21 protein-coding genes are annotated in these 24,843 nt (G+C 60.9%); 7 read left to right on the top strand and 14 right to left on the bottom strand.

The annotated features are described in order from the left end of the window. Window positions 1-57: 57 nt before the first annotated feature. Both HG800_RS01740 and HG800_RS01745 read left to right on the top strand, forming a co-directional pair. Window positions 58-441: an STAS domain-containing protein gene (locus tag HG800_RS01740; RefSeq protein ID WP_169973027.1), complete on the top strand. Its 384-nt coding sequence runs from the start codon at window positions 58-60 to the stop codon at window positions 439-441. A gap of 63 nt (window positions 442-504) precedes the next feature. Further along, entirely contained in the window at window positions 505-828 is a 324-nt protein-coding gene (locus HG800_RS01745; protein WP_169973029.1) for a thioredoxin family protein, read from the top strand. 16 nt (window positions 829-844) lie between these two features. On the opposite strand, the gene HG800_RS01750 is transcribed toward HG800_RS01745, so the two are convergent. Continuing rightward, entirely contained in the window at window positions 845-1,243 is a 399-nt protein-coding gene (locus HG800_RS01750; protein ID WP_169973031.1) for a GatB/YqeY domain-containing protein, read from the bottom strand. Window positions 1,244-1,442: 199 nt separating this feature from the next. Between HG800_RS01750 and HG800_RS01755 the strand changes: the two genes are divergently transcribed. Both HG800_RS01755 and HG800_RS01760 read left to right on the top strand, forming a co-directional pair. Beyond that, window positions 1,443-1,925: a ribosome-recycling factor gene (locus tag HG800_RS01755; protein WP_235963182.1), complete on the top strand. Its 483-nt coding sequence runs from the start codon at window positions 1,443-1,445 to the stop codon at window positions 1,923-1,925. 110 nt (window positions 1,926-2,035) lie between these two features. Then, window positions 2,036-3,895 (top strand): M61 family metallopeptidase, encoded by a 1,860-nt coding sequence (locus HG800_RS01760; protein WP_169973035.1) that lies wholly within the window; start codon window positions 2,036-2,038, stop codon window positions 3,893-3,895. Between the two features lie 72 nt (window positions 3,896-3,967). Here the strand turns inward: HG800_RS01760 and HG800_RS01765 are convergent, their stop codons facing one another. Both HG800_RS01765 and HG800_RS01770 read right to left on the bottom strand, forming a co-directional pair. Continuing rightward, on the bottom strand, window positions 3,968-6,073 hold the full coding sequence (locus HG800_RS01765; RefSeq protein ID WP_169973037.1) for a sodium-translocating pyrophosphatase: 2,106 nt from the start codon (window positions 6,071-6,073) through the stop codon (window positions 3,968-3,970). 482 nt (window positions 6,074-6,555) lie between these two features. Next, window positions 6,556-7,278, bottom strand: coding sequence for a 3-keto-disaccharide hydrolase (locus HG800_RS01770; protein ID WP_169973039.1), 723 nt, complete (start codon window positions 7,276-7,278; stop codon window positions 6,556-6,558). A gap of 369 nt (window positions 7,279-7,647) precedes the next feature. Here HG800_RS01770 and HG800_RS01775 point away from each other — a divergent pair, with 369 nt between their 5' ends. Then, a complete protein-coding gene (locus HG800_RS01775; protein ID WP_169973041.1) occupies window positions 7,648-8,118 on the top strand; it encodes a quercetin 2,3-dioxygenase in 471 nt (156 codons plus the stop codon). Between the two features lie 63 nt (window positions 8,119-8,181). Here HG800_RS01775 and HG800_RS01780 read toward each other — a convergent pair whose 3' ends face one another. From HG800_RS01780 to HG800_RS01795, 4 genes are all read right to left on the bottom strand, one after another. Further along, complete coding sequence (locus HG800_RS01780) at window positions 8,182-9,717, bottom strand: permease (RefSeq protein WP_169973043.1); 1,536 nt, start codon at window positions 9,715-9,717, stop codon at window positions 8,182-8,184. 59 nt (window positions 9,718-9,776) lie between these two features. After that, on the bottom strand, window positions 9,777-10,397 hold the full coding sequence (locus tag HG800_RS01785) for a hypothetical protein (protein WP_169973045.1): 621 nt from the start codon (window positions 10,395-10,397) through the stop codon (window positions 9,777-9,779). A gap of 38 nt (window positions 10,398-10,435) precedes the next feature. Then, window positions 10,436-11,407 carry an AAA family ATPase gene (locus HG800_RS01790; protein WP_169973047.1) on the bottom strand — a complete coding sequence of 324 codons (972 nt, stop codon included), beginning with the start codon at window positions 11,405-11,407 and terminating at the stop codon, window positions 10,436-10,438. Window positions 11,408-12,081: 674 nt separating this feature from the next. Then, window positions 12,082-12,942, bottom strand: a complete 861-nt coding sequence (locus HG800_RS01795; protein ID WP_206352083.1) for a class I SAM-dependent DNA methyltransferase — start codon at window positions 12,940-12,942, stop codon at window positions 12,082-12,084. A gap of 502 nt (window positions 12,943-13,444) precedes the next feature. On the opposite strand from HG800_RS01795, the gene HG800_RS01800 reads away from it, so the two are divergent. After that, window positions 13,445-14,497, top strand: a complete 1,053-nt coding sequence (locus HG800_RS01800) for a hypothetical protein (protein ID WP_169973049.1) — start codon at window positions 13,445-13,447, stop codon at window positions 14,495-14,497. 181 nt (window positions 14,498-14,678) lie between these two features. Beyond that, window positions 14,679-15,986: a 6-phosphofructokinase gene (locus HG800_RS01805; protein WP_169973051.1), complete on the top strand. Its 1,308-nt coding sequence runs from the start codon at window positions 14,679-14,681 to the stop codon at window positions 15,984-15,986. Window positions 15,987-16,101: 115 nt separating this feature from the next. Here the strand turns inward: HG800_RS01805 and HG800_RS01810 are convergent, their stop codons facing one another. The 7 genes from HG800_RS01810 to HG800_RS01840 all read right to left on the bottom strand — a co-directional run bounded on the left by HG800_RS01810 (window position 16,102) and on the right by HG800_RS01840 (window position 24,709). Then, window positions 16,102-16,839, bottom strand: a complete 738-nt coding sequence (locus HG800_RS01810; RefSeq protein ID WP_169973053.1) for a tetratricopeptide repeat protein — start codon at window positions 16,837-16,839, stop codon at window positions 16,102-16,104. A 375-nt stretch (window positions 16,840-17,214) separates the two neighbouring features. Next, a complete protein-coding gene (locus tag HG800_RS01815) occupies window positions 17,215-17,679 on the bottom strand; it encodes a hypothetical protein (protein ID WP_169973055.1) in 465 nt (154 codons plus the stop codon). 230 nt (window positions 17,680-17,909) lie between these two features. Further along, window positions 17,910-19,184 carry a glutamyl-tRNA reductase gene (gene hemA, locus HG800_RS01820; RefSeq protein ID WP_206352100.1) on the bottom strand — a complete coding sequence of 425 codons (1,275 nt, stop codon included), beginning with the start codon at window positions 19,182-19,184 and terminating at the stop codon, window positions 17,910-17,912. A 5-nt stretch (window positions 19,185-19,189) separates the two neighbouring features. Further along, window positions 19,190-20,071, bottom strand: a complete 882-nt coding sequence (locus tag HG800_RS01825) for a cytochrome C assembly family protein (RefSeq protein WP_206352084.1) — start codon at window positions 20,069-20,071, stop codon at window positions 19,190-19,192. Between the two features lie 358 nt (window positions 20,072-20,429). Further along, window positions 20,430-21,578, bottom strand: coding sequence for a hypothetical protein (locus HG800_RS01830; protein WP_169973059.1), 1,149 nt, complete (start codon window positions 21,576-21,578; stop codon window positions 20,430-20,432). A 546-nt stretch (window positions 21,579-22,124) separates the two neighbouring features. Continuing rightward, window positions 22,125-23,261: a hypothetical protein gene (locus HG800_RS01835; protein ID WP_169973061.1), complete on the bottom strand. Its 1,137-nt coding sequence runs from the start codon at window positions 23,259-23,261 to the stop codon at window positions 22,125-22,127. Window positions 23,262-23,605: 344 nt separating this feature from the next. After that, window positions 23,606-24,709, bottom strand: coding sequence for a cytochrome-c peroxidase (locus tag HG800_RS01840; protein ID WP_169973063.1), 1,104 nt, complete (start codon window positions 24,707-24,709; stop codon window positions 23,606-23,608). Window positions 24,710-24,843 lie beyond the last annotated feature (134 nt).

The following is a 24,843-nucleotide window of genomic DNA, read 5'->3' on the forward strand; positions in this document are numbered from 1 at the left end:
TTGGGACTCTTGGAGTTCAATGGGTCGAGCATGTTGCAACTCCAGGGAGGAACGCCCATGCCGATCGACTACCGGATCGACCACGGTGTGACCATCGTCGGAAACCTGGCAGGAGTGATCCACGATGCAAGTCTCCACGATGCCTCCCGAGATCTCGATGCCCTGCTCGACGCCGGGCACCGACGGTTTATCTTCGAGCTGAGCGGGGTCGGGCCGCTCGGCCCGTCCGCGCTGGGATTGCTCATGACCCTCACCCGTCAGATCCGCAAACGATCGGGCGAGGTCGTCTTCGCTCGGGTCGGCCGATCGACAATGGAGGTCCTCGAAACCATGGGGATGGATGCCCATTGGGACCTCTATCGAACCGTTTCCGAAGCGATCGCCGCCCTTGAACCTCCTGAACCGGAGCGAGACGCAGACGCAGACGATCTCCCTTCCTGAACGATCCGGATCGGTTCCTCGATCGGACTTTCCTCGAATCGTGAGGCCTGGAGAGTTCCCCGCATGAACGCACCCATCGACCGTGAACCGACCCGAGCCGAGGTGGACCAGATGGTGGGGCTGGTGCTCCTCGAATTCGGCGCCTCGTGGTGCGGCCATTGCCAGGCGGTTGCACCGAGGCGGGATGCTCTGCTCGACGAGCACCCCGAAATCCAACACATTCCCATCGAGGACGGCCCTGGCCGCCCGCTCGGCCGGTCGTTCCGGGTCAAGCTCTGGCCGACGTTTGTCTTTCTCCGCGATGGCGAGGTGGTCCGCCAGGTGTCCCGGCCCGATCCGGACGAACTCCGAGAGGGGTTCGAAACCCTCGTGAACACCGCCAGGTAACTTGATGCGTCTACGATCACCCGCGCAGCTCGGCGATGACGGCTTTCACATCGTCAGCCTCGACAGGTTTTCCGGCGAGGGATTTCATGGCGATCCCCATCGCCTGACCGTCCTTCGGGGCTGCCTTGATCTGATCAGTTACCGGAGCGAGTTCCTGGGCGATCTGGGAACGGTCGAGGGTTGCAGGCACCCACTCCTCAAGCAACGTAACTTCTTCAGAGCTGAAGCTCGTCTGGCCGATCCGGGCTTCCTTGAGCATGGCTCGCATTTTCTTGATCGCCTGATCGTCGGCCACTTCCTCACCGCTTCCGGTGGTAAGCTGGGCAATCCAGTAGCGGAGAAAGTTGGTACGGACAGCGTCGCGAGCCTTCATCGAGTCTTTCAACTGCGTTCGCATCTGGGTGACGATGGACATGACGTCGTTCCTCTTCGTTCGATCGAGTCCAAGCTGCGTGCTTGATTCCAGGACGATTCTGAGGCGATCCGGGTTCGCCTTCCCCGCTGCTGGAGGGCGAGAAGCCGGGTACCATTGAGCCGAAGCATCGGATGTCTTCCGAGCAGTGTAACGTTTCGCCCAACCCTTTCGAATGCTCATGAACGACTGGAAGCCGAGAATGACCCGGACTGTCCGCCATTTGGCCGAGCAACTGGTGAGCATCCGGTCCGGCACGGTCGACTCGGGAATGGTGGGAAGTGTTCGCGTTTCGGTCGGGGGGAACACGTTGTCGATTGACCGGCTGGCGTCGGTGTCGGGTCGGGGAGATCAATTGCTCATTCGCCCGTTCGATCCTTCTGTCGTCCCCGCGGTAGTCAGGGCGCTGACCGAGGCCAGGATTTCGGCCTACGCGATGGACAAAACGACCATCCGCGTGACCGTCCCACCGATCAGCGGTGAGCAGAAGCGTGAGGTCAGCCGGCACGTACGGAACCTCGGAGATCAGGCCAAGATTGCCGTCCGGATGATCCGGCAGGACGCCCGCAAACAGATCGCCGCCCGAGGCCGCGGTTCCGAACGTGCCGTGCAGGAGGCTACCGACGCTGCCGTCGTCGAGATCGACCGCCTGGTCGCTGCGAAGGTCGCCGAGATTGGCGGCTAACGCGGATTGCTCCAGAACACCGGCCCGGCCATCATGGGTCGGGAACCTCTCCCGCTCCCAGCCACAACGAACTCGGACCACGCTTAATTGCCTCGGAGGAACCCGAGCCCGTGAGAACCCTTCAGGTTGCCTGTCTTGCGATCTTGATTATGCCAACACCCACGATTGCCGACGATTCACCGACCCCCGTCCGCTACACCCTGCGTTTCCCCGAGGCCCGGACGCACTATGTGGAGGTCGAGGCCGAGGTCCCAACCGACGGCCGCCCGAACCTTGAGCTGTTCATGGCCAGCTGGACTCCCGGGTCGTACCTGATCCGAGAGTTCTCACGGCACGTCGAGGCCGTCTCGGCTCGATCTCCCGAGGGAAAACCGCTTGCCGTTCAAAAGGTACGAAAGAACCGCTGGAGCATGGAGACGGACGGACGCGATCGGGTGATCGTGTCTTACCGCGTGTATGGTCGAGAGATGGGGGTTCAGACGAACTGGATCGACGCCTCCTTCGCGTTGATCAACGGCGCCCCGACCTTTCTGACCCCGGCTGATTCCCCTCCAAGACCGCACGAAGTGACCCTCGAATTGCATCCCGCTTGGTCCCGGTCGATCACCGGATTGCCCGACGCTCCCGGAGGTGCCACTCATCACTACGTGGCTGAGAACTACGACATCCTGGTCGATTCGCCGATCTACGCCGGCAATCCTGACGTCTACGAGTTCGAGGTCGATGGCATTCCTCACCTGCTTGTGAACGAGGGTGAGGCGGGAATCTGGGACGGCCCCCGATCCGCGCGTGATGTGGAAACAATCGTCCGCACCCAGCGAGAATTCTGGGGTTCCTTGCCTTACGATCGCTACGTCTTCTTCAACCTTCTGACCGGTTCAGGTGGTGGACTGGAACACCGGAATTCGACGGTGTTAATGAGCAGTCGATGGGCCACTCGGAGCCGCTCGGCGTATTTGAACTGGCTCTATCTTGTGAGTCATGAATACTTCCACACATGGAACGTGAAACGCCTTCGGCCGGTCGAGCTGGGACCGTTTGATTACGAGAATGAGGTCCACTCCCGGAACCTCTGGGTAGCCGAGGGAATCACAAGCTATTATGATCGCCTGTTTGTGAAGCGGGCCGGGCTTTGCTCGGTCAAAGAGCTTTTGGCCGGTGATCCGCCCCGCCCCGGATCGGGAGACGACCGCCCGAAGAACGACATCCAGCGCCTGCACGAGAACCCCGGCCGGCTCGTCCACCCGCTCGAAGAATCCTCCTTCGATGCTTGGATCAAGCTCTATCGTCGCGACGAGAACTCAGCAAACACCTCCATTAGCTACTACACAAAGGGGGCCGTTGTCGCCTTCCTGCTCGACGCCGAGATCCGTCGCGCGACCAACGACGCCAAAAGCCTCGACGACGTGATGCGCTTGGCCTTCGAACGTTATGCGGGGGATGTCGGTTTCTCGTCCGAGCAATTCCTTGCGGTCGTGACCGAGGTCGCCGGGTTCGATCTCGATCCCTGGTTCGCTCGGGCCTTGCGATCGACCGAGGAACTCGACTACGAACCAGCGCTGGACTGGTTCGGACTCCGCTTCGTACCGATCGAGGAGCCCAAGGCACCCGAGGAAGGCTCAACCTCCGACCCCGAAAAGGGCTGGATTGGACTGGAGACCAAAACCGAAGGAGGCCGCCTCGTCGTCTCCGTCGTCAAGCGGGAGACGCCCGGATTCGAGGCCGGGTTCAACGTCGGCGATGAAATCCTCGCGATCGGCGATCTGCGCGTTCCGCCCGATGGGTTCGCGCGACGAGTCGGTCAATACCCTCCGGGCGAAACCGTCTCGGTCCTCATTGCCCGTCGGGAACAATTGATGCGGCTGGAGGTGACGCTGGCCACATCGCCGCCTGACCGATTCCGGATCGAGACGGACCCCGAAGCGACCGACGAGCAGATCGCCCGCCGATCGCGGTGGCTTGGCGAGTGATCACCTCGGCTGGATTGGCGTTGACGGATGGCCTGGTGCATCCGTCAACGTCTTGAGGAGTGTCAGAGAGGTTCAATCGAGGGCGTCGAGTTCTTCGGGCGCTGGAATCGACAGCGATCCCTCGGCCGAATCCGCCATCGGGACAGAGGATTCGACCGACACAGGAGTCGGTTCGACCAGGATGTCACCGATCAGGCTGCCGAAGTCGACAAAGACAGGCACGAAGACCAGGGCCACGATGCTCATGAGCTTGATCAGGATGTTCAGGCTCGGCCCGGCCGTGTCCTTGAACGGGTCGCCGACCGTGTCGCCGACGACCGAAGCCTTGTGAGCGTTGCTCCCTTTGCCGCCGTGCTTCCCAGTTTCGATGAACTTCTTGGCGTTGTCCCAGGCCCCGCCGGAGTTTGACATCATCAGGGCGAGCATCACCCCGCTGGCGAGGGTCCCGGCGAGCATCCCGCCGAGCGCCTCGACCCCGAGGATCAGGCCCATCGCCACGGGGGCGAAGACGGCGAGCAAGCCAGGAAGGATCATTTCCCGGAGTGCACCTTGTGTGGCGATATCGACGCAACGGGCATGGTCGGCAACGCCGGTCCCTTCCATCAGGCCGGGGATCTCGTGGAACTGGCGGCGCACTTCCTCGACCATCGCGAAGGCGGCTCGGCCGACCGCCGTCATCGCCATGCTGCTGAACAGGAAGGGAAGCATGGCTCCGATCAGGACACCGATGACCACCCTCGGTTCCGAAAGGTTGATGCCGGTCAGCCCTGACTGGGTCGTGAAGGCGCTAAACAGGGCCAACGCGGTCAAGGCGGCCGAGCCGATCGCAAACCCCTTGCCGATGGCTGCCGTGGTATTGCCGGCCGAGTCGAGGGCGTCGGTCGTGTGGCGGACCTTTTCGTCGAGCGCGGCCATCTGAGCGATGCCCCCCGCGTTGTCGGCCACCGGGCCGTAGGCATCGACGGCCAGCGAGATGCCGAGCGTCGAGAGCATCCCGACGGCTGCGATCGAGATGCCGTAGAGCCCCCCCATCCAGTAGGCAACGCCGATGGCCACCGACAGGACAAGGATGGGCCAGGCCGTGCTTCGCATGCCGACGGCGAGCCCTTCGATGATGTTCGTGGCCGTGCCAGTCAGCGAGGCGTTGCTAATCGCCTTGGTTGGGCCGAACTGGTAGCTCGTGTAGTATTCGGTCAACAGGCCGATGATCACACCCGCCGCCAGGCCGGCGAGGCTCGACCAGAACAGGGCGAGGTTGCCCAGTTCGTACTTAGCCAGCAGGAAGGTGCCAATCGCGACGATGACCGAGGCAATGATGGTGCCTCGGTGCAAGGCTGCGTTGACGTGCTCTTCGTCTCTCGTCTTGACGAAGAAGGTGCCGATGATGCTTGCCACGATCCCGACTGCGGCGATTGCCAGCGGGAACAGAACCCCCTCGGCACCATAGGCGATCGCGCCGAGGATCATGGCCGAGATAATGCTGCCGACATAGCTCTCGAAGAGGTCGGCCCCCATGCCGGCCACGTCGCCGACGTTGTCGCCGACATTATCGGCGATCACCGCCGGGTTGCGCGGGTCGTCCTCGGGAATTCCGGCCTCGACCTTGCCGACGAGGTCGGCCCCCACGTCGGCTGCCTTCGTGAAGATGCCGCCGCCGACCCTGGCGAACAGAGCCACCGCCGAGGCACCAAAGCTGAAGCCGAGTAGCCAATCCAAGCGCTCAACATTCGCACCGACACCGAAGCCAAGGTACAACCCGAGAATGCCCAGCAATCCCAGGCCGACGACGCTCAATCCCATCACGCTGCCACTCTGGAAGGCCACGTGGAGCGCTTCGTTGAGGCTGGTCTTGGCGGCCTCCGTGGTTCGCACGGCGGCTCGGGTGGCGATCTGCATGCCGATGTTACCCGCCACGCCGCTGATCACTGCACCCGCGACGAAGGACAGGGCTGTCCCCCAGGAAATGAAGACTCCGAGCAGGATCGCGATGACCAGGACGAACAGGACCAGAATCTTGTATTCCCGATGAAGGAATGCTTTGGCGCCGTCGCGGATATAGCCCGAAATCTCCTGCATCTGGTCGTTGCCGGGGCTGTGCTGCAACACGGCCAACGCAGTCAGAACGGTGAAGACCAGCGCCAGCACTGCGACGCCGATCAACAACGAAAAGGTCAACATCGACCGATCCTCTCTCTTTCTCTCGGTTCATTCAAAAGGGGGGGAACCGCAATGATGGATCAAGACGCAAGCACGCCACGAGTCAGATTCGATCACGTGTCATCCAGGAATCGAGCTCCAAACCTGACGCTGAACACCATCACGAAACGCTAATTTATCACGAAGGGGAATTCCTCGGTAGACTGCGGCCGATTTTCCTTGACAGCTCGTTGTCGAATCAAAACATCCGACCACGATTCCTCACGGTTGAGTCGGCACTTCCGGGGAATCTCCATCAGGGGGGCTTCGGATCGTCTGAATCGAAACGAAACGACCTTCCGGTGGCCGAACCAATTCGAACGGAGCATCGGGCTCCATTCGAATCGCGATCACCGGAAGGGTTGCTCGGGAGGTAGGACTTGTCTCTTTGGGTCGTCTTATCTGGCCAGAGCAAGCCCATTGAGCCGGTCAGTCGACCTTGGATCAGGTGCGAGTGACCCGGATCACGGCAACTCTCGGATGCGGAGCCCCTGGAACTCGATGGGAGATCCTTCCGATTCGAGGCAAAGGTAGCCGGTCGCTGGTTGGCATTCTTTGCCTCCTGAGACTTCCTGGCCATTGACCCAGAGTCGGACCTCTCCGTTGATGGCCCGGATGTAGTAGTGGTTCCACTCCCCGGTGGTGAGGGTTCGCTCCTCGCGAGGGAACCCGCGCGAGCCGTCGGGAGAAGTCGGCGGGTACGGCGTCATCGTCGAGGTGCCAACCGGGAAGACGTCGCCGTGAGTCGTGAACCAGTCCCCTTTTCGGCCGGTGCGCTGCTCATATTGGGTGGCGAAGGCAGGATCGAGCACTTGGACCTCGATTCCTCCTCGGGGCAAGGTTCCCCGGGCGATCCCCTCCAGGGCCTGGGCAGGGGCCCAGACGAAGACCCCCGAGTTCCCCGCCGGCTTCATATGTCGCCATTGGACGACCAGCTCGAAGTTCGTCAGTGGTTCCTTCGAGCGAGTCACGCCCACCGGCTGCCCGGTGCAGCGGATGATGTCCCCTTCAAACGACCAGGTGTCGTCATCGGTGTTGACGTTGACGAAGTCGTCTTCGCCCAGTGCTCGCCAGCCCGGCCCGGTGCCGTCGATGATGGCCTGGGAGACCCCCTCGGAGTGCTCATCGCTGAGGGTCGCCGAGGCGAGAGCCAGCAGGCCGGCCAGACCGATCGTCAGTGGAATCATGGTGTCAGGTCCTTGGTTGAGCCTTCGGATCGACGACTCCCCGGGGCCAGTTCGACCGATCGAGTCCTTTGCCTGATTCGGAGTCGGCACGTTCGGCCGAGGCCGGCTCGGTGTCGTTCGTCGACCGAGTGTCTCCGAGGCCCGCCCGCGCCGCAACCTCCCGGTGCCCCTGTCCTCGAAGCGAGTGGGACCAATCAAGGACGACCCTTGACGAGTCTGACCCCACTGTTTCATGATTCCCATTGATCCACGATGCGAATTTGATGATCGTGAAGCGGATCAGATCGCAACCGGGCGCGAGGTCAGAGCCGCGATCACCGTCTGGGCGGAACGGACCTTCGCCCTTCCTCCTTTCCAGGGATCGATTCCATGCGAACCGGTGTGACCGAGTCGGGAGAAGGCCAGTCCGTCTGGCTCGTGGGCGATCGGTACACCATCAAGGCTTCGGGAGACGATACGGGCGGCGCGTTTTCGCTTATTGAAGCCTGGGTCCCTCCCCAATCCGGCCCCCCTCCTCACATTCATCATCGCGAGGATGAGGCCTTTTATCTGATCGAAGGGCAGCTCGAATTTCACGCGGACGGCCAGACCTATCGGCCGGCTCCCGGCGCCTGGGTTCGTTTGGCCAGGGGAAGTCTTCACTGGTTTCGCAACGTCGGGGAGACGCCTGCTCGGATGCTGATCATGACCACGCCGGCCGGCCTCGAACAGTTCTTTTTAGAGATCGGCCGGCCCGCGCAAGACGATGACAAGCCGACCCCTCCCTCGGACGAATACATCCACCGCCTCCAGGAAGCCGCGCCACGTTACGGCCTCGAAATCCGCCCTCCCGCCCATTGACCTGGCAGGGTTTCAGGCCCGAGTGATCGGGAAACCCCTCGAACCAGGCGGTTCGTGATCGCATCAATCCCGATAGGCGTCCCTCATCCGTTGATGGGCAGCGGTCACGGCGGCAAAATAGTAGCGAATCTCGTCTCGGTCCCCTTCCTCCAACGCGTGCTTGAGCCGTTCAACCTTGTCGATGAGCACCTGCGCCTTGATGCGACGATAGGGGCTGAGGGAACCCTCTCGAAGGTAGACGCTGACCTGAAGTCGCCGTGTCCAGTCCTGGTAAAGCGGGATGAAGTACTCGGCGTGGTCGGCGTCTCCGCTGAGCGCGGCGGTGAGGACCTCAGCCTTGATGATTCCCAGATCGTCGAAGATCTGGTCGGCCGGTGGATAGTAGGAGTAGCAAGCGAGCACGCTAAAGGCGATCAGGCCGATCAAGGCGACTCCTCCCAGAACCGGGGCGGGAACGATCAGGTCGTATTTCGATCGCGGCCGATCGGCCGACGGATCGGCCGGGCGTTCCAGCCACGTCTCGATTCGCCATCTTCGGTCGAGCCTCCCCAGCGCGAGCCCAGCCAGGCCCAGGCCGACGAACACCCCGAGGGCTTTCACCTCATGTGGCATCACCTCTTCCGAGAGCTTTCGAGAGACCATCTGGAGGTCGGCGCTCCCGGGGTGATAGGGGCAGCAATAAATGTCAAACGCGTGGGTGTGGCCGGCCGGCTCGATCCCTTTCGGAGTCAAAGGGTCGTCCATCGCGTAGGCCAGACCGACGACCATCGCTAGCAGGCCGACGAACCAGATGCCCGCCCGCTTCAAGCCATACGAGCGAAGGATCCAGGCCAGCAGCCCCAGGTTCGCCCCTGCGCCGAGGGTCAGCAAGACGAAGGCCGCCGACACCGAGTTCCCGTGCTGGAACATTGATCCGAGCTGGCCCATCGCGATCATCGGGGTTGCGTAGGCAGGGATCGCGACGGCTGTCATCTCCAGCGCGGCGTAAGGGTTGTCCTGCTCCATTCGGCTCATCAGGCTTCCCGCTGGAAGCAGGACGTTGAGCAGGACCACCCCGAGCAGCCCGATCAGGATATACCCCGTTGTCGGGCCGGCGGCCTCGCGGGCCATCGAGACGAACATGGCAGCCATCCGCTTCAACCCGTAGGAAACCGCCGGAGGCGAGTCATCGGTCTCGGCGACCCCCGGAAAGAGCCGGTCAAAGGCCAGTCCCACCACCGTCACCACCAGCAGCGAGGCCATGGCGAAGGAGAGGATGACGACCGGCTCTGACAGCGAGAGGCCGTAGAGCACCGAAAGCGGGTTGAACAGCGGCGCTGTCAGGGCGAATGCCAGGATCGTTCCTCCCGAGATTCCGTCCCGACGCATCTGCCGGACGATCGGGATAGCTCCGAGCGAACAGACTGGTAGCAGCATGCCGATGGCCCAGGCTCGCGGAAGCGCCCATCGCGTTCCTTCGCCGAAGAGCCGCCGCGTCCCCTCCCTTCCCGTCAAGCGGTGGAAGATCGCCGCGATGACCAGGCCCACCAGGATCGTTGGCGAGGCCTCGGTCAGTGCCTCGATCAATCGCTGAATCCCGCCCCAGAAGATCGCATCCATTGTCTCAAACTCTCCGGTACCCCGCCTTCAACAGAGTCGATTGAAGCGTTTATTCCCGGTCAGGACGCCGCGGGGAGGGGCTCGGTCGCGGCCTCGGACTCGTCTCCCGTCAAGGCGTCACTCGTCGGTTCACCGGGGGACTCCTCGCCCGAGACCTCCTCCCCTCCGCCGACCTTGAGCGGAGGGAACCAGTTCGGTTCCGCCCCATCCCGCTCGCGACGAAGCTCAACCAGAACGGCCTCGGCCTCGTCGAGGCGATCGACACCCACGGACCGCCCCGCCTGGAGATCGTTCAGGAGCGACTCGTAAATCGTGAGCAATCGGGACGACAGAGCATTGACCCGGTTCCAGGGCTCCTCTGGCATGTCGCTATCGCCGGCAACTTCGGGCAGCCATTTCGCCAGGTCGCGCAGGACGGGGACTCGCTCGGATCGGACCTCCTTGTCGCGACCGGCAGCGAGGTCGACCCTTGCCGCTTCCTGTCCGACCACCAGGCGATCGACGGCATCGGGGAAGTCGCTTGGCCAGTGCGGGGGGTCGATGTGGGCGGCATGACCTTCGTGATCATGCTCGTGATCGTGGTCATGGTCGTGATCATTGTAGCGATCCCCGCATCCCGGAACGCCGAGGAGCAGGGCAAGGGCGACCAGCGGGGCAAAGCGTAGGAAGGCGAAGGGCATGGAGGGTTCTCCGGGCTCGGGGCCAATCGTCGGGGCGATCATGCCCGCCGTGCTTGAGGAGACACGGGAACGACAACCGATTCGAGAATCTCCGAAACGACCCGGGAGGCAGCCTCTGGCTCAATGCCAAGCCGAACATCGAGCACCGGCCGGGCGACCGCCTGCACGTCATCGGGCGTTGCGAAGTCTCGCCCATCGAGCATGGCGTGAGCCTGAGCCAGTCTTTGCCAGGTCAGGAGCCCCCGCGGACTCAGTCCGAGCGTCACCTGCCGGTGGCCTCGGGTCGCTGCGGCCAGATCCACCAGGTATTCGGCCACCATCGGGCCGACGGCGATCGACGCGACGCGCTCCTGCAGCGCCCTCAAGGTGCCTTGGGCAAGCGGTTCAATCCGTTCGGCGCCCCGATCGTCGGCCGAGCCGATCGACGCGGCGAGCATTTGCAACTCGTCAGCCCGACCGGGGTAGCCGATCCGCAGTTTCATGGCGAAGCGGTCGAGCTGAGCTTCGGGCAAAGGATAAGTGCCGTGCTGTTCCACCGGGTTCTGAGTGGCGATCACAAAAAAAGTGTTCGACAACTCGTGCCGGACCGTGTCGATCGTTACCTGACGCTCGGCCATCGCTTCGAGCAGAGCGCTCTGCGTGCGAGGAGTGGCCCGGTTGATTTCGTCGGCCAGCAGAACGTCGGAGAAAACCGGACCAGGAAGAAAATCGAACTCTCGCGTTTTCTGATCAAACACCCGAAATCCGGTAATGTCTCCCGGTAAGAGGTCCGGAGTGCACTGGACCCGGGCAAACTTTCCTCCGAGCACCCGGGCGAGTGCCTTCGCCAGAGTTGTCTTGCCCAGTCCGGGAAGGTCCTCAATGAGCAGGTGTCCCCGCGCGAGCAGGCAGGCGAGCACGTGCTCAACCACAGCGGCCTTGCCCTTCAACGCCATGTTCAAGGCCGACCGGATATGCTCGACTGCCTCGAGATCCGCCTCGATCGCGGAGGTCGGGATCGAGTCGTTCATGATTGAGGACTCCTGGGAACGTCGGAAGGGAGCACCAGAGCGGTCGGGCAAGGCTGCCAATCGCTTCGATCATCAAGCCGAGTAACTGACCTGTTCGCCGTTCCCGGTACTCTGCCCCCCAATCGGAGCGAACACCATGACGCTGGCACGATCGCTTCGGAACGCAACCCGTCGCCGGCTCGACTGGGAACCGGACGATCCACGAGCTCTGCACCGAACGACTTGAGCAGATTGGGGAGCGAACAAGGAGGCGAATTTGGAACTTATGAGCCGAGACTTTTGGAAACCCAAAACGATCGGCAGATCCTCGTTTTATCGATTCGGGCGGCTCGTCGTCAATCAAGAATCGAGAATCGCCAGTCATTTTCGGAGCGATGTGGGTGCGATTGTGCGAATGACCGGGAGATTGCTCGGGTGGGGAGGGAAATCGACGTCGATCTCCGAGCCTCGGTTCCGATTGTGTGATCAATGAGACGGGCATGCTTGCGAGAATGAGACCGGGTTGCCGCCTCAGTGCAGCAGTGATCGCACAGGCCCACTGATCCTTCGGTTCGCCAACGATTCAGACCGAGTAGCGTCCGCTTTCGCAAACAGAGGGAGCAAGGTCCACTTGGTCACCGAAACCCCGGCTTCGGGGTTTCGGTCGACTCCGAAGGGAGCTGAGGGGCGATCAGTCAGCGATTGCCCTTCATGAAATCAAGAGGGATGTCGGCATTCTTTCGTCCCGCGACCGCGAAATAGTAGAGGGGTTCGCCTGTGATGGAGAGTCGATGGCGATAGCGTTCCAGATGGTAGAGATCGAGATACTTCGAAAAAATCAGTTGCCTGATCATCTGAGAAAAACCGCTCATATCATTCGCGTCGAGAAATGACTCCTTGATGTTAAATGCGACCCACGCTTCGTTCTGCAGCAAATTGACCGCAGAGATAAACGCTCGAGGAGGAATATCACCAAACCCAAGGGCGGCGACGGTCGTCAAGCAGTCAAGTTCCCACGATCGGATCTCTTCGGAATCATCCTCGGAAAGATCCGTCAAGTCGGCGACGTAATATTCGTCGTAGACTCCTGGCCGATCTCGGTCGGTCGCTTCCGCGGCATCGGGGATGATGTCTATCCCGACAACCCGCGAGACGCCCATTGTTTTGAGGGTTTCTCCCACGATGCCGTTGCCGGCACCAAGATCGAGTACCCGAAGTTCGGAAAGGTTATCCTTTGACTGATCGACGGTCGACCGTAGGATCTCACACACTTTTTTGTGAGAGATGCATTTAAGTCGTTCGTAGAACAGTTGTTCATAGAGGCCGGGAATCTTATAGATTTCGTCGTAATCGTGGAAGCGAATCTTTCGTTTTGATTCGCCTGTAATCAAGTAAAAGAACGCTTCATTTTGAGCGAGGTCTTGCTTCTCGCGAGGAAACTGAATGCGATGTCGTTTCGTCATGTGATGTGATCGAAAAGAAATAGATGTCTTGATTGAAAGAAGTGGCGGCTCGGCGTTGAGCACAATCGTGTCCTTGACGCGACGTGAACCCATGTCGCGTCCAACGATGTTCTATGGTTCCATGATAACGGGTTGCACGCAGAAAATCGAGCCATGATTTGTGAAAATCATATAAAATGATGATGATAAATTATTTATATAATCGGTTCGGGTATGTTTCGTCCGTGCCGAAGACCGTGCAGAGTCGGTCGATGAACATCACCCCCAGAGTTGCCCCAGCAGAGAAGTTCGTCGAGCGAATCCATCCCGTTCCGTATTCGGTAACCCGAGTGTGCCCATTCCGACCACAGTCAGGGGTTCAGGGAACACCATCGCCGAGCCAATTTAGGATGATCATCCTTAAACGCATGTTTACCCTTGTGGTCTGGAACGGTTGGCAGCGTTGCTTGGCGCGCAGCCCTGAGACGAGAAGTCCTCCAGCTTTTCCAGACTGTCCAGATTTCAAATTCCTCGCGGGCTCGCCTTGTCGAGAGGGGCAATCCGTGGTACGTCCCCATTCGGAGGAGGGATTGGTGATTGCGAAGGAGTGAACACGGTGTCGATGAGTGAGGTCGAGCAAGGGTCCCTCGAAGGAGCGGATCGACTGGTGGTGACTCCCGAGGCAGCCTTGGCTGGGCAACCGCTTCGCCTAGCGGTCATTGGGACACCTCGATCCGGGAATACCTGGGTGCGAGGGCTCTTTGCGTCGCTCTACGGGTTGGAGGAGCTGGCCGTCGATCGTCCGGAACAGCTTGACTGGGATCGGCTGCCTTTGCGTTGCATTCTCCAGATCCACCAGTATCCCGACCCGAGCTTCGATGCCTTGATCGAGCGTCATGGCTTTCGGGTGCTCACCCCGGCCCGGCATCCCCTCGATGTCATGATCTCGGCACTGAACTACGCACAACATACGCCGAACGCTCCCGAATGGACCGACGCGTCAGGCACCATTCAAACCCTTCGGGACGCCTCACCGTTGAGTCAGGCGTTTCGGCAGTATGCCGGGATCGCACACCCGGGTTCTGTGCTCTCGTTCAGCCCTGCCTGGTGGGATCGGCCGGGTGTCCTTCGACTTCGATATGAGGAGCTGGTGGCCAATCCGGTCCAGCGGCTCGAAGCCCTGGCCATCCGAATTGATCAGAGGATCGTCCGACCGCCTCAAGAGGTCATTGGATACTTCACAATTGACGCCCGACGCTCCAATCTCAAAGTCTGGCAGTACCACTTCGGCCTCGGCCGCCCTGGCATCTGGCGCGAACTGATCCCCGCCGAACTGGCCCGTTCGATTGCCGATCACCAACGCAAGACCTTCGAGGTGCTCGGATACCTCTGTGATCCCGACCCCTTGCTGGATGAGCTTCAGGCCGAGCGAAACTGGTACCGCCTCCAAACCCAGCTGCTCACTCGTCACCTGGCGGACGAGCGCCAACGGCTTCGCGACGCCCGTGCTCAGCTTCTTGCGGGAGAAGCCTCCGTCAAGGGTGCCATTGAGGGCTCAGCCTCCCCTCGACGCTCGATTCGACGGGATTCGCTTCGATCGGCAAGGGCCTGGTCCTGGAGCCGTCGGATTGGCTCGGAGGTGCGGCAATGGTGGACGGCGCACCGTTGATCCCCCCTGCGCTTTGGAATGGTTGAGAGGAACGGATTCAGCCCTCCGGTCCTCGCCGGTCTTGGCTCCGACGGTTTCTCCCTGATTCGAGTGGGCGTTTCCGCAGTTCCAGAGCACCCTGGAATTTCGGTATGATCCCCCTGGATGCTGGATCATTCTCCGAATTGCCTTTGGAGCTCCCATGACTGCGCAGAACCAGGAGTCCGGCGATCAGTCTCCGATTCGTCGTGTCGCCATTCTCTTTGCCGGAGGACCCGCCCCGGCAGCCAACGCCGTGATTTCGACCGCAGCTGCCTCGTTCTTGAGGCGAGGAATTTCGGTCGTTGGTATCCTCAATGGGTACTCGCATCTGGTCGAGTACGCCCCCGATCGCCCGCTGGTTGAGGGCCGAGACTATATCACCATCGACGCTCAACGACTTCGGCGTACTCGGAACAGCCGGGGCATCATGATCGGAACGGCCCGGACCAATCCCGGCAAGCACGTCAACCATCCCGATGACCTGGCCAATGCAGAGAAGAACGCCCCGCTCCGGACGGTTCACGCCGCGCTGTCCTCGCTTGAGGTCGATGCCCTGGTTTCGATCGGTGGTGACGATACCCTGAAGTCGGCCAACAAGTTCCGACTCGTCCAGAAGCATCTGTCCAAGGGTTCCCGGCACATCCGGGTTGTCCACGTTCCCAAGACGATCGACAACGACTACCTCGGAATCGACTTTACCTTCGGCTACTTCACCGCGGTGGAAACCCTCGCCGGGGAGATCCGGAACCTCCTGGCCGATGCCGAGGCGACCCGGGCCTACTACCTTGCGGAAACGATGGGCCGATCGGCGGGCTGGCTGGCTTACGGAGCAGCCATGGCCGGCGAGGCGAGCCTGGTGTTGAGCGTCGAGGATGTTTCAGGTCGGTTCGAATCTCAGGAAACGACGACCGATCCGAACACCGGCGAGACCAAGACCCGAAAGATCATGAACTTGCCCGAGGTCGTTCGCCATATCGTTTCTGCGATGCGGACCCGAGAGCGTGAGGGCAAGGAATTTGGGGTGATCGTCCTCGCCGAAGGGCTCGCCGAGTTTCTCCCGTCCGAGTACCTCAAGGGGATTCCCCGCGACGACCACGGGCACATTTCCATTGCACAGGTGGATCTTGGACGAACCTTCTCCCGCCTCGTCTCCGAACAGTACAAGAAGGAGACTGGCAAGTCGCGGAAGGTGACCGGTTTGCAACTGGGTTACGAATCCCGATGCGCCGCGCCCCACGCCTTCGATGTCATGCTCGGCAGCCAGCTTGGTGTCGGGGCGTATCGAGCCCTGGTGGAAGAACAACGCGACGGAGTCATGATCTCCGTTGCCGGTCAACTCGATCTGAATTACGTCAACTTCGATCAGCTCGTCGATCCGAAGACGTTGATTACCGTGGTCCGTTTCATCAAGCAGAATTCCGATTTCCACCGTCTGGCCCGGTTTCTCGAAACCCAGGTCAGCGAGTGAGCATTCCAGGAGGGTCCCGCCCGCCCCATCGGCGGGACCCTTCGATTCGAGGAGGACCACCATCTTTGAGGCCCTCTTGGACCGGGGCCGACCCTCTGGGGAGACCGAGTCTCTGTCAGAAGGTTCCCGGCAGTCCATCGCGAAGTGCCTGGGCGGCTCGAAGGCTGTCGGCTTCTCGACGCCAGGCCGAGGCCAGCTTGGACAAACCGACCGAGGCACAAAGATTCGCCAGATCGTCCAGGGACTTCGGATCGTCGAGTGCTTGGAGCGAGGTCGCGAGCCGTCGGCCGAGCCGATCGGGTTCGAGACGTTCCCTGAGCTGATCCACGATCTGAGCCTGACGGCGGGCCTCTTCCGAAGCGCCTTGCATCTCCAGGGCCCGAGAAAGCCGAGCGCGGAGGTGCCAGTCGTGCGGGGTCGAAGACAGCAGGAGTGTCAGGGCTTCCGCGGCGCGATCGGGGCGACCTTCGACATCAAGATCGAGGCGGGCTTGAAGTCGCAAGCGTCTCGGATCGTCCTTGAGGACCTCGGGCCAGGATCGCAGGAGGGATCGAGCCTGATCCATTTGACCCGAATCCAGTGAGGCGTCAATCATGGCTTCTCGAACACCCGGGTGATCCGGGAACTGAGCCAGGAGCGTCGTCAGTTCTTGCAAGGCGGTGTCGGCCCCTTCCGGGTTCCGGCCGATCCGAGGTTGATCGACGGGCGAGGGGCTGACCGCCAAGGAGCGTCGGAGCAAGGCGACCCTGGCGTCAAGATCGTTGGGCTCCGCCTCGATTCGTCGCTGCAAGGAGGTGGTCGCCTGGTCTTCGGGAACGGTTGCCAGGAGGGCAAGCGTGAGGGCCTTGAGCATCTCGGAACGCCGACCGGGTGGCGCGGAGCGATACGCCGCCCATCCGGTCTTCAAGGCTTCGAAAGGCCGATCCTCGACTCTGAGCTGATCGAGGCGCCTCAGCCAGGCCGCATGATCGTTGACACGTGCTTGCCTCTCTCCCGCGAGTGCCGAGGGTGTTGGTGCCCCGATTCCTTCTGCCTGCGTTCGGTTTCTCCAGACGATCCCACCGACAACGATTGCCACTACAATCGTCAACCCGACGGCGACGACGACCGGGGGCCGAACCCAGACCCTCGTCGCCGGCACAGGTCGTGTCGACCTGGACAATCGCCGGGATCGAGCGTGGGAAGGGCGACGGCGGGACATGCGATCCGAGGCAACAAGGAGCGGGGCTTAATCAAAGTCCTCGAGGTCGACGGGATCGGACGTCTCAAGGAAACAACATTCGATAAATCGCGGCAGGAATCGGTTCACGAAAGCCAGGACGGCGAGCTGTGTCGTCGGATTATCCTTGCCCCAGATGCTCACCTTTGGCTCGGTCAAGTCGGGGTCCATCTGAACGAAGTACTGATTATTGACATCCATTGAGAAGGGAAGTTCCTCCAGCCAGCGATGAGCGAGCAGGTTGACCCCATGACCGCCGAGCGAAATCGTGGGCATCTCCTGAAAGACTTCATCGTGCAGCCATCGCAGGTCGGAAACGACCCGGACCTGCAAGCCTCCCGCATCGTCAAGGGTTTCCAGATACCGTTCGATTTCGTTGCGCAGGTAGTACGCGAGAGGACGATCAACCTCTTCGGCTCGCAAATGGCTTCCGGTGACAATCAGAAGAAGGCGCTTCACGGAGGAATTGGCCATGAGAGGCCCCCGAATCGGAGCGTGACGGACCCGCCCGCAGGCAAAAAGCCCGCCTACCAATACGATCGGTTGCCCGGTCGGGCGTCCATGGACGGGAAGCGGGGACACATCCCCTTTGGAGTTCATGCTACGAGTGATCGAGCCGTCCGACAAGTCACCCCTCGCAATCCCCACTCTTGCCAGAGGGAGACGACCGGAGAAGACTCCGACGATCCTCGCCCCAGTAAGACTCAGGTTCCGTCTCGGAGACCAAACAGATGTCGCACCGCGTCGATCAACGATCGGCCCGAGCCATCGGGAACAGTCGTGGCCGATCGGAGTGCGGTTCTCGGGTGATGCAGCAATTGATTCTGGAAACGATGGAGAGTCTGAGCAATTGCCTTACGATCACTGTCTTCGAGGTGGGGCCGAGAGGCAAACAATCGTTCGAGTTCCCGGAGTCGAACTGCGTCTGAGTAGTCGCCCAGTTGTCGAAGAATCGATCCGGCATGGTGCCGGTGACGAATCGCCTCGACGCAGGCCGTCGTCTCTTCGCGGACGATCATGGAGGCCGTCTCCACCGCGCGAAGGCGACCTTCGCGGTTGGCGTCGGCCTCGGCCTGGAGGTCGTCAACACTGTAGAGGTTGGCCATCTCCAGTCTGTTGATCCGGGGGTCAAAGTCGCGAGGGACCGCAATGTCGAGGATCAACGAGAGGCGATACCGCCGTGCCTTCAGCACCCGCGCATAGAGCTCGTAGGAAACGATTGGCTCCGCAGAGGCCGTGGTGCTCACCACGACGTCCGCCTCGACCAGGGCTCGATACAGGTCGTCGAACGATAATGGCTCGCCCCCCCAAAGGGCCGCCGTATCTCGGGCCCGGTCGAAGCTGCGGTTGGTCACGAGAAGCCGACCCGGCTTCAACGGTTCGAGATGACGCAGGGTCAGCTCTGCCATCTTCCCGGCGCCGATCACCAGGACCGTCTTGTCTTGAAAATGGTCGAAGACGCGACGAGCCACATCGACGGCCACACTGGCGATCGAGAGTCGGCCTCGGTCCATGCCGGTCGCCTCGCGGACGCGCTTGCCGACACGGGCGGCCTGCTGGAAGACCTCGTGCAAGATCGGCCCGACTGTGCCGATCTCCTTCGCGGCCTCGTAGGCTTCCTTGACTTGCCCTTGAATTTGTCCCTCACCAACAACCAGGCTCTCGATGCTGCTCGTGACCCGGAAGGCGTGCTCGATCGCCTCCTCGTCGTGGTAGTCGACCAGATGGGTCGCGAACTGGTCGACCGCAATCCCGTGAAACTGAGCCAGGAACTGGGTCAGGTCGCCAACCTGCGGCATCAGTTCCGGATCCCCCGCGACGTACAACTCCACCCGGTTGCAGGTCGAGAGGACCACGAATTCGATTTCGGGAAACTGGGCCTTCATCGCCCTCAGTCCATCGGCTCGCTTCGCGCCGTCGAATGCGAGGGCCTCTCGTACCTCCTGGGGAGCCGAATGATGATCCACGCCCAGAGCCATCAGCTTCACGGCGACACCTCCAGGCTCTGGCCGACCCGTGCTTCTCGGGCAACCCCGTGCGCCGTCGGCAGCAGCAGATCGACGCCAAGCAGCGTGAAGAGCATGAAGGCGAAGGCCAGGACCGTCAGTAACATCACCCGCTTGCCTCGCCACTCGGGTCGATAGCGAACGTGAAGCAAGGCGGCGAAGACGACCCAAAGCCCCAGGGCGCTAATGACCTTCGGATCGGACCAGTCGAGCACCGCCCGACCCTCGCGCCTCGACCCGGCATTCAACGCGATTCCGATCGCCAGGCCGGCGGTGAGCATCGGAAACGCCAGGGTGATGGCCGCCCGATTCCATCGCTCCGATTGCTCGAGGCTGGGCAAGGCAATCCCGAAGCGCTGAGGACGCTTCCGTTTCAAGCGGTCAGCCTGAGCGAGGTACATCAATCCCGCAAGAAAGGCAACGCAGGTGCTTACTGCTCCAAACAGCAGCAAGAGCCCGTGAATCGTTCCCCAGACGGTTTCCCAGCCTCCAAGTCGGGTCCAGTCGGCCCGAGCGTCGGCAGGCATCGCCACGGCCGACCCGAGCAAGGCCAGCACCAAGGGGAGCACAAACACCCCAATCGCCGAGGGCTTCGGAGCCCTGAACGTGAGATAAAGCCCGATCCCCGACAAAATCCAGGCCAGCACCAGCAACGAGTGAAAGACCGTGGCAATGGGCACCTGGCCGGCCCGCCAGGCAAGGTTGCCAAGGAAGACCGTATGCACCACCCATCCCAGGGCCGTGAGCCCGACAGCCAATTGCCAGCGTACCGGAACCCGCAGCATCAGGCGGGCCAGATCCGCAGCCAGGGCCAGACCGTAGGTCCCGGCGAAACAAAGGACACTGAGGCGGTCGATCATGGCGGGCTGAAACAGGAGGGAGGGCGGAGGAAACGCCGGAGCGAGACACACTCTTCGGGGATTTGACCCCTCGGCAGTTCGCCTCATCTCGATTAAGCGACGTTTCCCAAATTATAATGATTCCGAACCGCCGAGCCCAGCGTTGACCTCCCCGCTCAAGTTCCGAGAACGCCGATTGGGAGGTTTCCTCCAGCCGTTCCAGATCGTTCCTCTCCTCCATCCGCGCTTGGGATCGCTGCTGCAAGCCTCGAAAGGAACCGGTTCTCGTCGAACTCCCCGCCGTCTTCAAGGCCGGGCGAGGAATGTGTCACCGCTCCGGAATTCCAAATCGCACCGGGGTTGTCGCGGAGAAGCGCAATCAACGCGATTCATCCGCCGTGTGGGTGGGTTCGAGCACCACATCGTCGATCCAGACCGCCGAGGGGCCGTCTCCTTCACAGTCGATCAAGAAACGGAGCTGCATGGTGGTGGCCAGCGGATCTGAGTGGAAGCGATGCTCGACCAGGATCCATTCCCCCAACTCGGGAAGTTCCTCCATACGCTTGGCCTGAGTCAAAACCTGATACGAATTTGGGACATCTTTGTACTGCTTCAATTCCATTCGGACTTTCCCCGTCGAATCGCTCGACCGGAAATAGCGGAAGCTAAGCCGCATGGGAGCATCGCGAGGAACTTTCAGATCTCGAAACTGAAAGGACCGATAGCCCGACAGGGCAGCGTCGAGATACAGGCTGTCTGGCGGAGAAAAATAGACGCGGGGATCACGGCGATCGTCAGGAATCGGGCTGAGCCGATCCATCTCACGATCGGGAGCGATGGGTTGATCGAGCTCAAGACGGTCTCGGAAGGCGACCGGTCCAATGCGGAGATTCAGCTCGCGAGTCCCGAGCAGTGGCTCTGACAGCCCGTAGAGATGGTGGCAGTGCTCCAGGCGAAGCCGGACCCCAAGCACCGCTCCCGGCTCCAGAACAATCCTGTCAGAAGGCGTTTCGAGGGGTGCTCCCGTTGCAGGGTCCTCAGGCGTTCCCTGCGTCTCAGGCCAAAGTTGCAGGGTGGCCCGTTCGAGGCATTCGAGCGTCGGATCCTGATGATCAATCAAGCATGCGCTCGATTGAAGTGTCTCGGCAGCGCTGAATGCATGATTGGCACGACGGGGCAAGCCATGACCGTCGGCCCGGGAATTGGAGGCCCAGCCCTCGACGGTACAAGAGATGGATTCGGGTTCGACCTGGAGGGTAGCTGAATAGGTGTTGCGCAAGCGGTATTCGATCCTCCAGGTAAGCCAGCGCCGACGATGATCCCCCTGCTCGCCTTGCTCGGGACGAACCAGCGAGATTGATCGGTCGACCAGGCTCAAACGCGGAGGATCGGAACCCTCGGGAGTTCGATCGGACCGAGAGAACCCCGGCTGCGGAACGAACAGGAGCAGCAGGAATGAGCCTACGACCCGACACGCGAGGCTGTTTCGAACTTTCCAGAAACTCCGGCTCGGTCGATTGATCGCCATGGACCTTCCTCCGCATCCGTGGAGGTAACCTCTCCCTCCGATTCCGTGGAGGAAGAGCGCTTCGGTGACGCTGTCACTTCGGTTGAATCAGTGCTCGAGAGGGATCACACCGATCTTTAACCGGTGTGATACGCAGAAATCCGAATTCACGCAATCCGAGAACTGATGGGGACGAAGGGATCGTCTCGATCAGCTTCGCCAGGCAAGGAACGCTGTCACCTATGGCCAGGGAGGTCCGATCAGACCGTCAGCAATTCCCGAGGTTATCCAAGCGTAACGCCCTTCGGTCGCCGCCGACCGAAATCCGTTCTGACTCGTTCAGGAAGTGATCAGTCGGGAAGCAGGAAGAGGGGGGAGCGATCGACGAGTAAGGTCCCAAGGAAAGAGGGCCGATGTGATTCCGACGGTCCTCGGGACTCACTCGTAGACTGATCAAACCATGAACGGCAACAATGGTCTTCTACCGAGTGGATCAAGCGTTGATTGACAGACCTTCAACGGCTGAGGCAGAGGGAAGCAAGACACAAAGGAATGTTGAACCATAATTTATGAATTCACATCCTCGGTCTGCTCTTTCTCCTGGTCAAGGGCTTTCCGCAGTGCTCGAAACTCGATTCCATTGATCCACTCGCGATAAGGGCGAACCACGTCGAGAAGCGCGTCGTCGGGCGGACCGTAGCCTTCCATTACGCGAGAAAGAGTTTCCCGGAATCGATCGGCTTTTACCTGAGGGTCGTCATAACGAACGAGGAGCAGGGCTTTGAGATGGTCGAGCGCTTGCTCGGACAGTCGCCGCGTTTCGATCTCCACGGCGTCCTCCTCACCGCTGAGGGTGGAGGCATCACCGTTATGCGATCGTTGACGGCGGGCTTCTTCTGTCGCCTGGCGGAGCGATTCCTGCGCCTCGACGATGTAAAGATCCCAGTCGGCAGAAAACTGACGATTGAAGGCTTCAATATATCCGGGTTCGTACTGTTTCGAAAGGGTCACAAGGCGACGGAAGATGCTTTCCAGCATGTCCCGTTCATCCTCGGCGGGCCCGGCATACTGGAAGCGCCGAAGACGTCCGATCCAGATGCGCATCTGGGCGTACTGTTCCCGGCGATCGAGCTGGCCGAACATCGCGGTCGCTTCGTCAACTTCACGGGCAAAGGCGCGAACCTGATATTCGGGAAAATGCTCCTCGGCGATCATCGCCAGACGATCACCTTCTTCCATCTGCTCATCAGCATGAACCTGCAGCCGCTCAAGCTCTCGTCGGACATGATGATAGCGGTCCAGCGCGGCTCGGACCTCGATCCGGGCGTGGTCCAGCGCGTCTTGAATATCCTCAAGCTCGGCCTGGGCCTCGCTCCGTCTCCGCTCGACCTCCACGCGAGAGACCTCGATCAGTCGCTCAGCTTCGTGGAACTCAGCCTCACCCATGAGTGACCGATTTTGAGCGGTCCTCCGGATCAACTCTCTCAGAAGTTGCTCGTCGCCTTCAGCCAGTTGTAATTCGCGTTGACGGGCGGGGCGAATCTGATTGGCCCGTGATTCAACGGTGCGGATGGTCTCTTCGGTCCGCCGTAACTCTTCGGCGGCGAGTTCCAACTCCTCCGTTAATTCCTGTGCTCGGGTCTTGGCTTCCACTCGCCTCAAGAGATCGGCGAGCTGTCCGAGAGGCGAAGAACCAGTACTCATCGACCACCAACTCCTTTCCCGTTCAATACGCTCAACGGAGACTAGGTTCTAGCGAAAACCGGACCGTCAGACTAGAGAAAGTCGTGCCTCAAGTCAGACCGGATCTCATCGAGCAGAACGTCGCTGAAAATTCCACTTCACCGAAATACCTAAGCGATTCCTAATTCTAGTGCAATTGGAGTAACGAAAGTCAATTCTCAGAAAAAATTTAACGCAAATTAGACATGAAGTCCGGAGAGCAACCTTCGACAACCACGTCCCCCCAACGTTGAACGCGAGGAAGCCGGTCCCTGGGAGAAAAAGGGGACCGGCCCCGGTGTTCTTCAGCAACAACGGCTCCCGAATTATTCCGGGAATTCCGCAGGAGCTTCCAGATGTTGCCAGCCTTCTCCGCTCAGGGCTCTAAGGAAGGCGACAAGATCAGCTTTCTCCTGGGTGGTCAGGGCTAACGGTTTCATGCGTTGATCGATGTAAGGATTGGGAATCCCACCCTTGTTATAATGCTCGACGACCTCTTCGAGGGTCGCCAGGCTTCCGTCGTGCATGTACGGTGCCGTGTGTTCGATCTCTCGCAACGTGGGCGTTTTGAAGGCGCCCGTGTCGCGATCGTTCCCGGTCACCTCGGCTCGGCCCATGTCGGCGAAGGTGGCGGTTTGCGGATCGTAGCCAATCCCGATGTTCACGAACGATTCGTCGCTGAAGTTGACCCCGAGGTGGCAGGCGTCACAGGCGGCCTTGTTGAAGAAGACGTCCATTCCGCGAAGCTGGGCTTCGGTCAGAGCGTCCTCGTCACCGGCCTTGTAGCGATCGTAGGGCGAGTTGCCTGAGAGCACGGTTCGTTCAAAGGTGGCAATGGCCTTGGCCACGTGGTCGATGCTGATTTCATCGCTGCCGAACACCTCGACGAATCGCTTTTGGTAACCCTCGATTCCGCTCAACCGCTGGACAACAGCCTCGTGAGCTTTATCCACATCGGTTTCCCTGGTCATTTCGAGCGGGTTGGCAATTGGACCAATGGCCTGTTCTTCCAGAGACGCAGCGCGGCCGTCCCAGAACTGAAGGGTTGTGAAGGCTCGGTTGATGACCGTCGGTGCGCTTCGGCCACCTTTCTGCTCGCCGATCCCTGTCGAAAACGGAGCTGCATCCGTGAATGCCTGGCGAGGATCGTGACAGCTCGCGCAGGACACGGTGGAATCCGAGGAGAGGCGGGTATCAAAATAGAGCAAGCGGCCGAGTTCGGCTTTTGCCGGGCTGTACGGGTTATCCTCGGGCCAGAAGATGGGGAAGAGGCCCAGAGGCACCTCGGGCTCTTCCTGAGGGGGCCAGGCGGGTTTCGCTACGTTCGCAGTGGCGGGAGGCTCGGCAATTGGTCCGGTTCGGGCGATCCCGATTCCGGCGCTCGCCGCCAAACCGAGTGTTGCCAGTATGGTGATGATCGTGCGTCTCATCGGCTCTCGTTCCCCTTTGGGATGCTCGGGCAATCGACGTGGAAGGTCGATGATCGGGACCCGGGGGCGGGTCGGGGTCCGGTCGCGTACCAGTGGCGGGCGGGAAGGTGGGGTTAGATTTCGCGACGACCCGC

This window comes from Tautonia rosea, assembly GCF_012958305.1.
GTDB lineage: Bacteria > Planctomycetota > Planctomycetia > Isosphaerales > Isosphaeraceae > Tautonia > Tautonia rosea.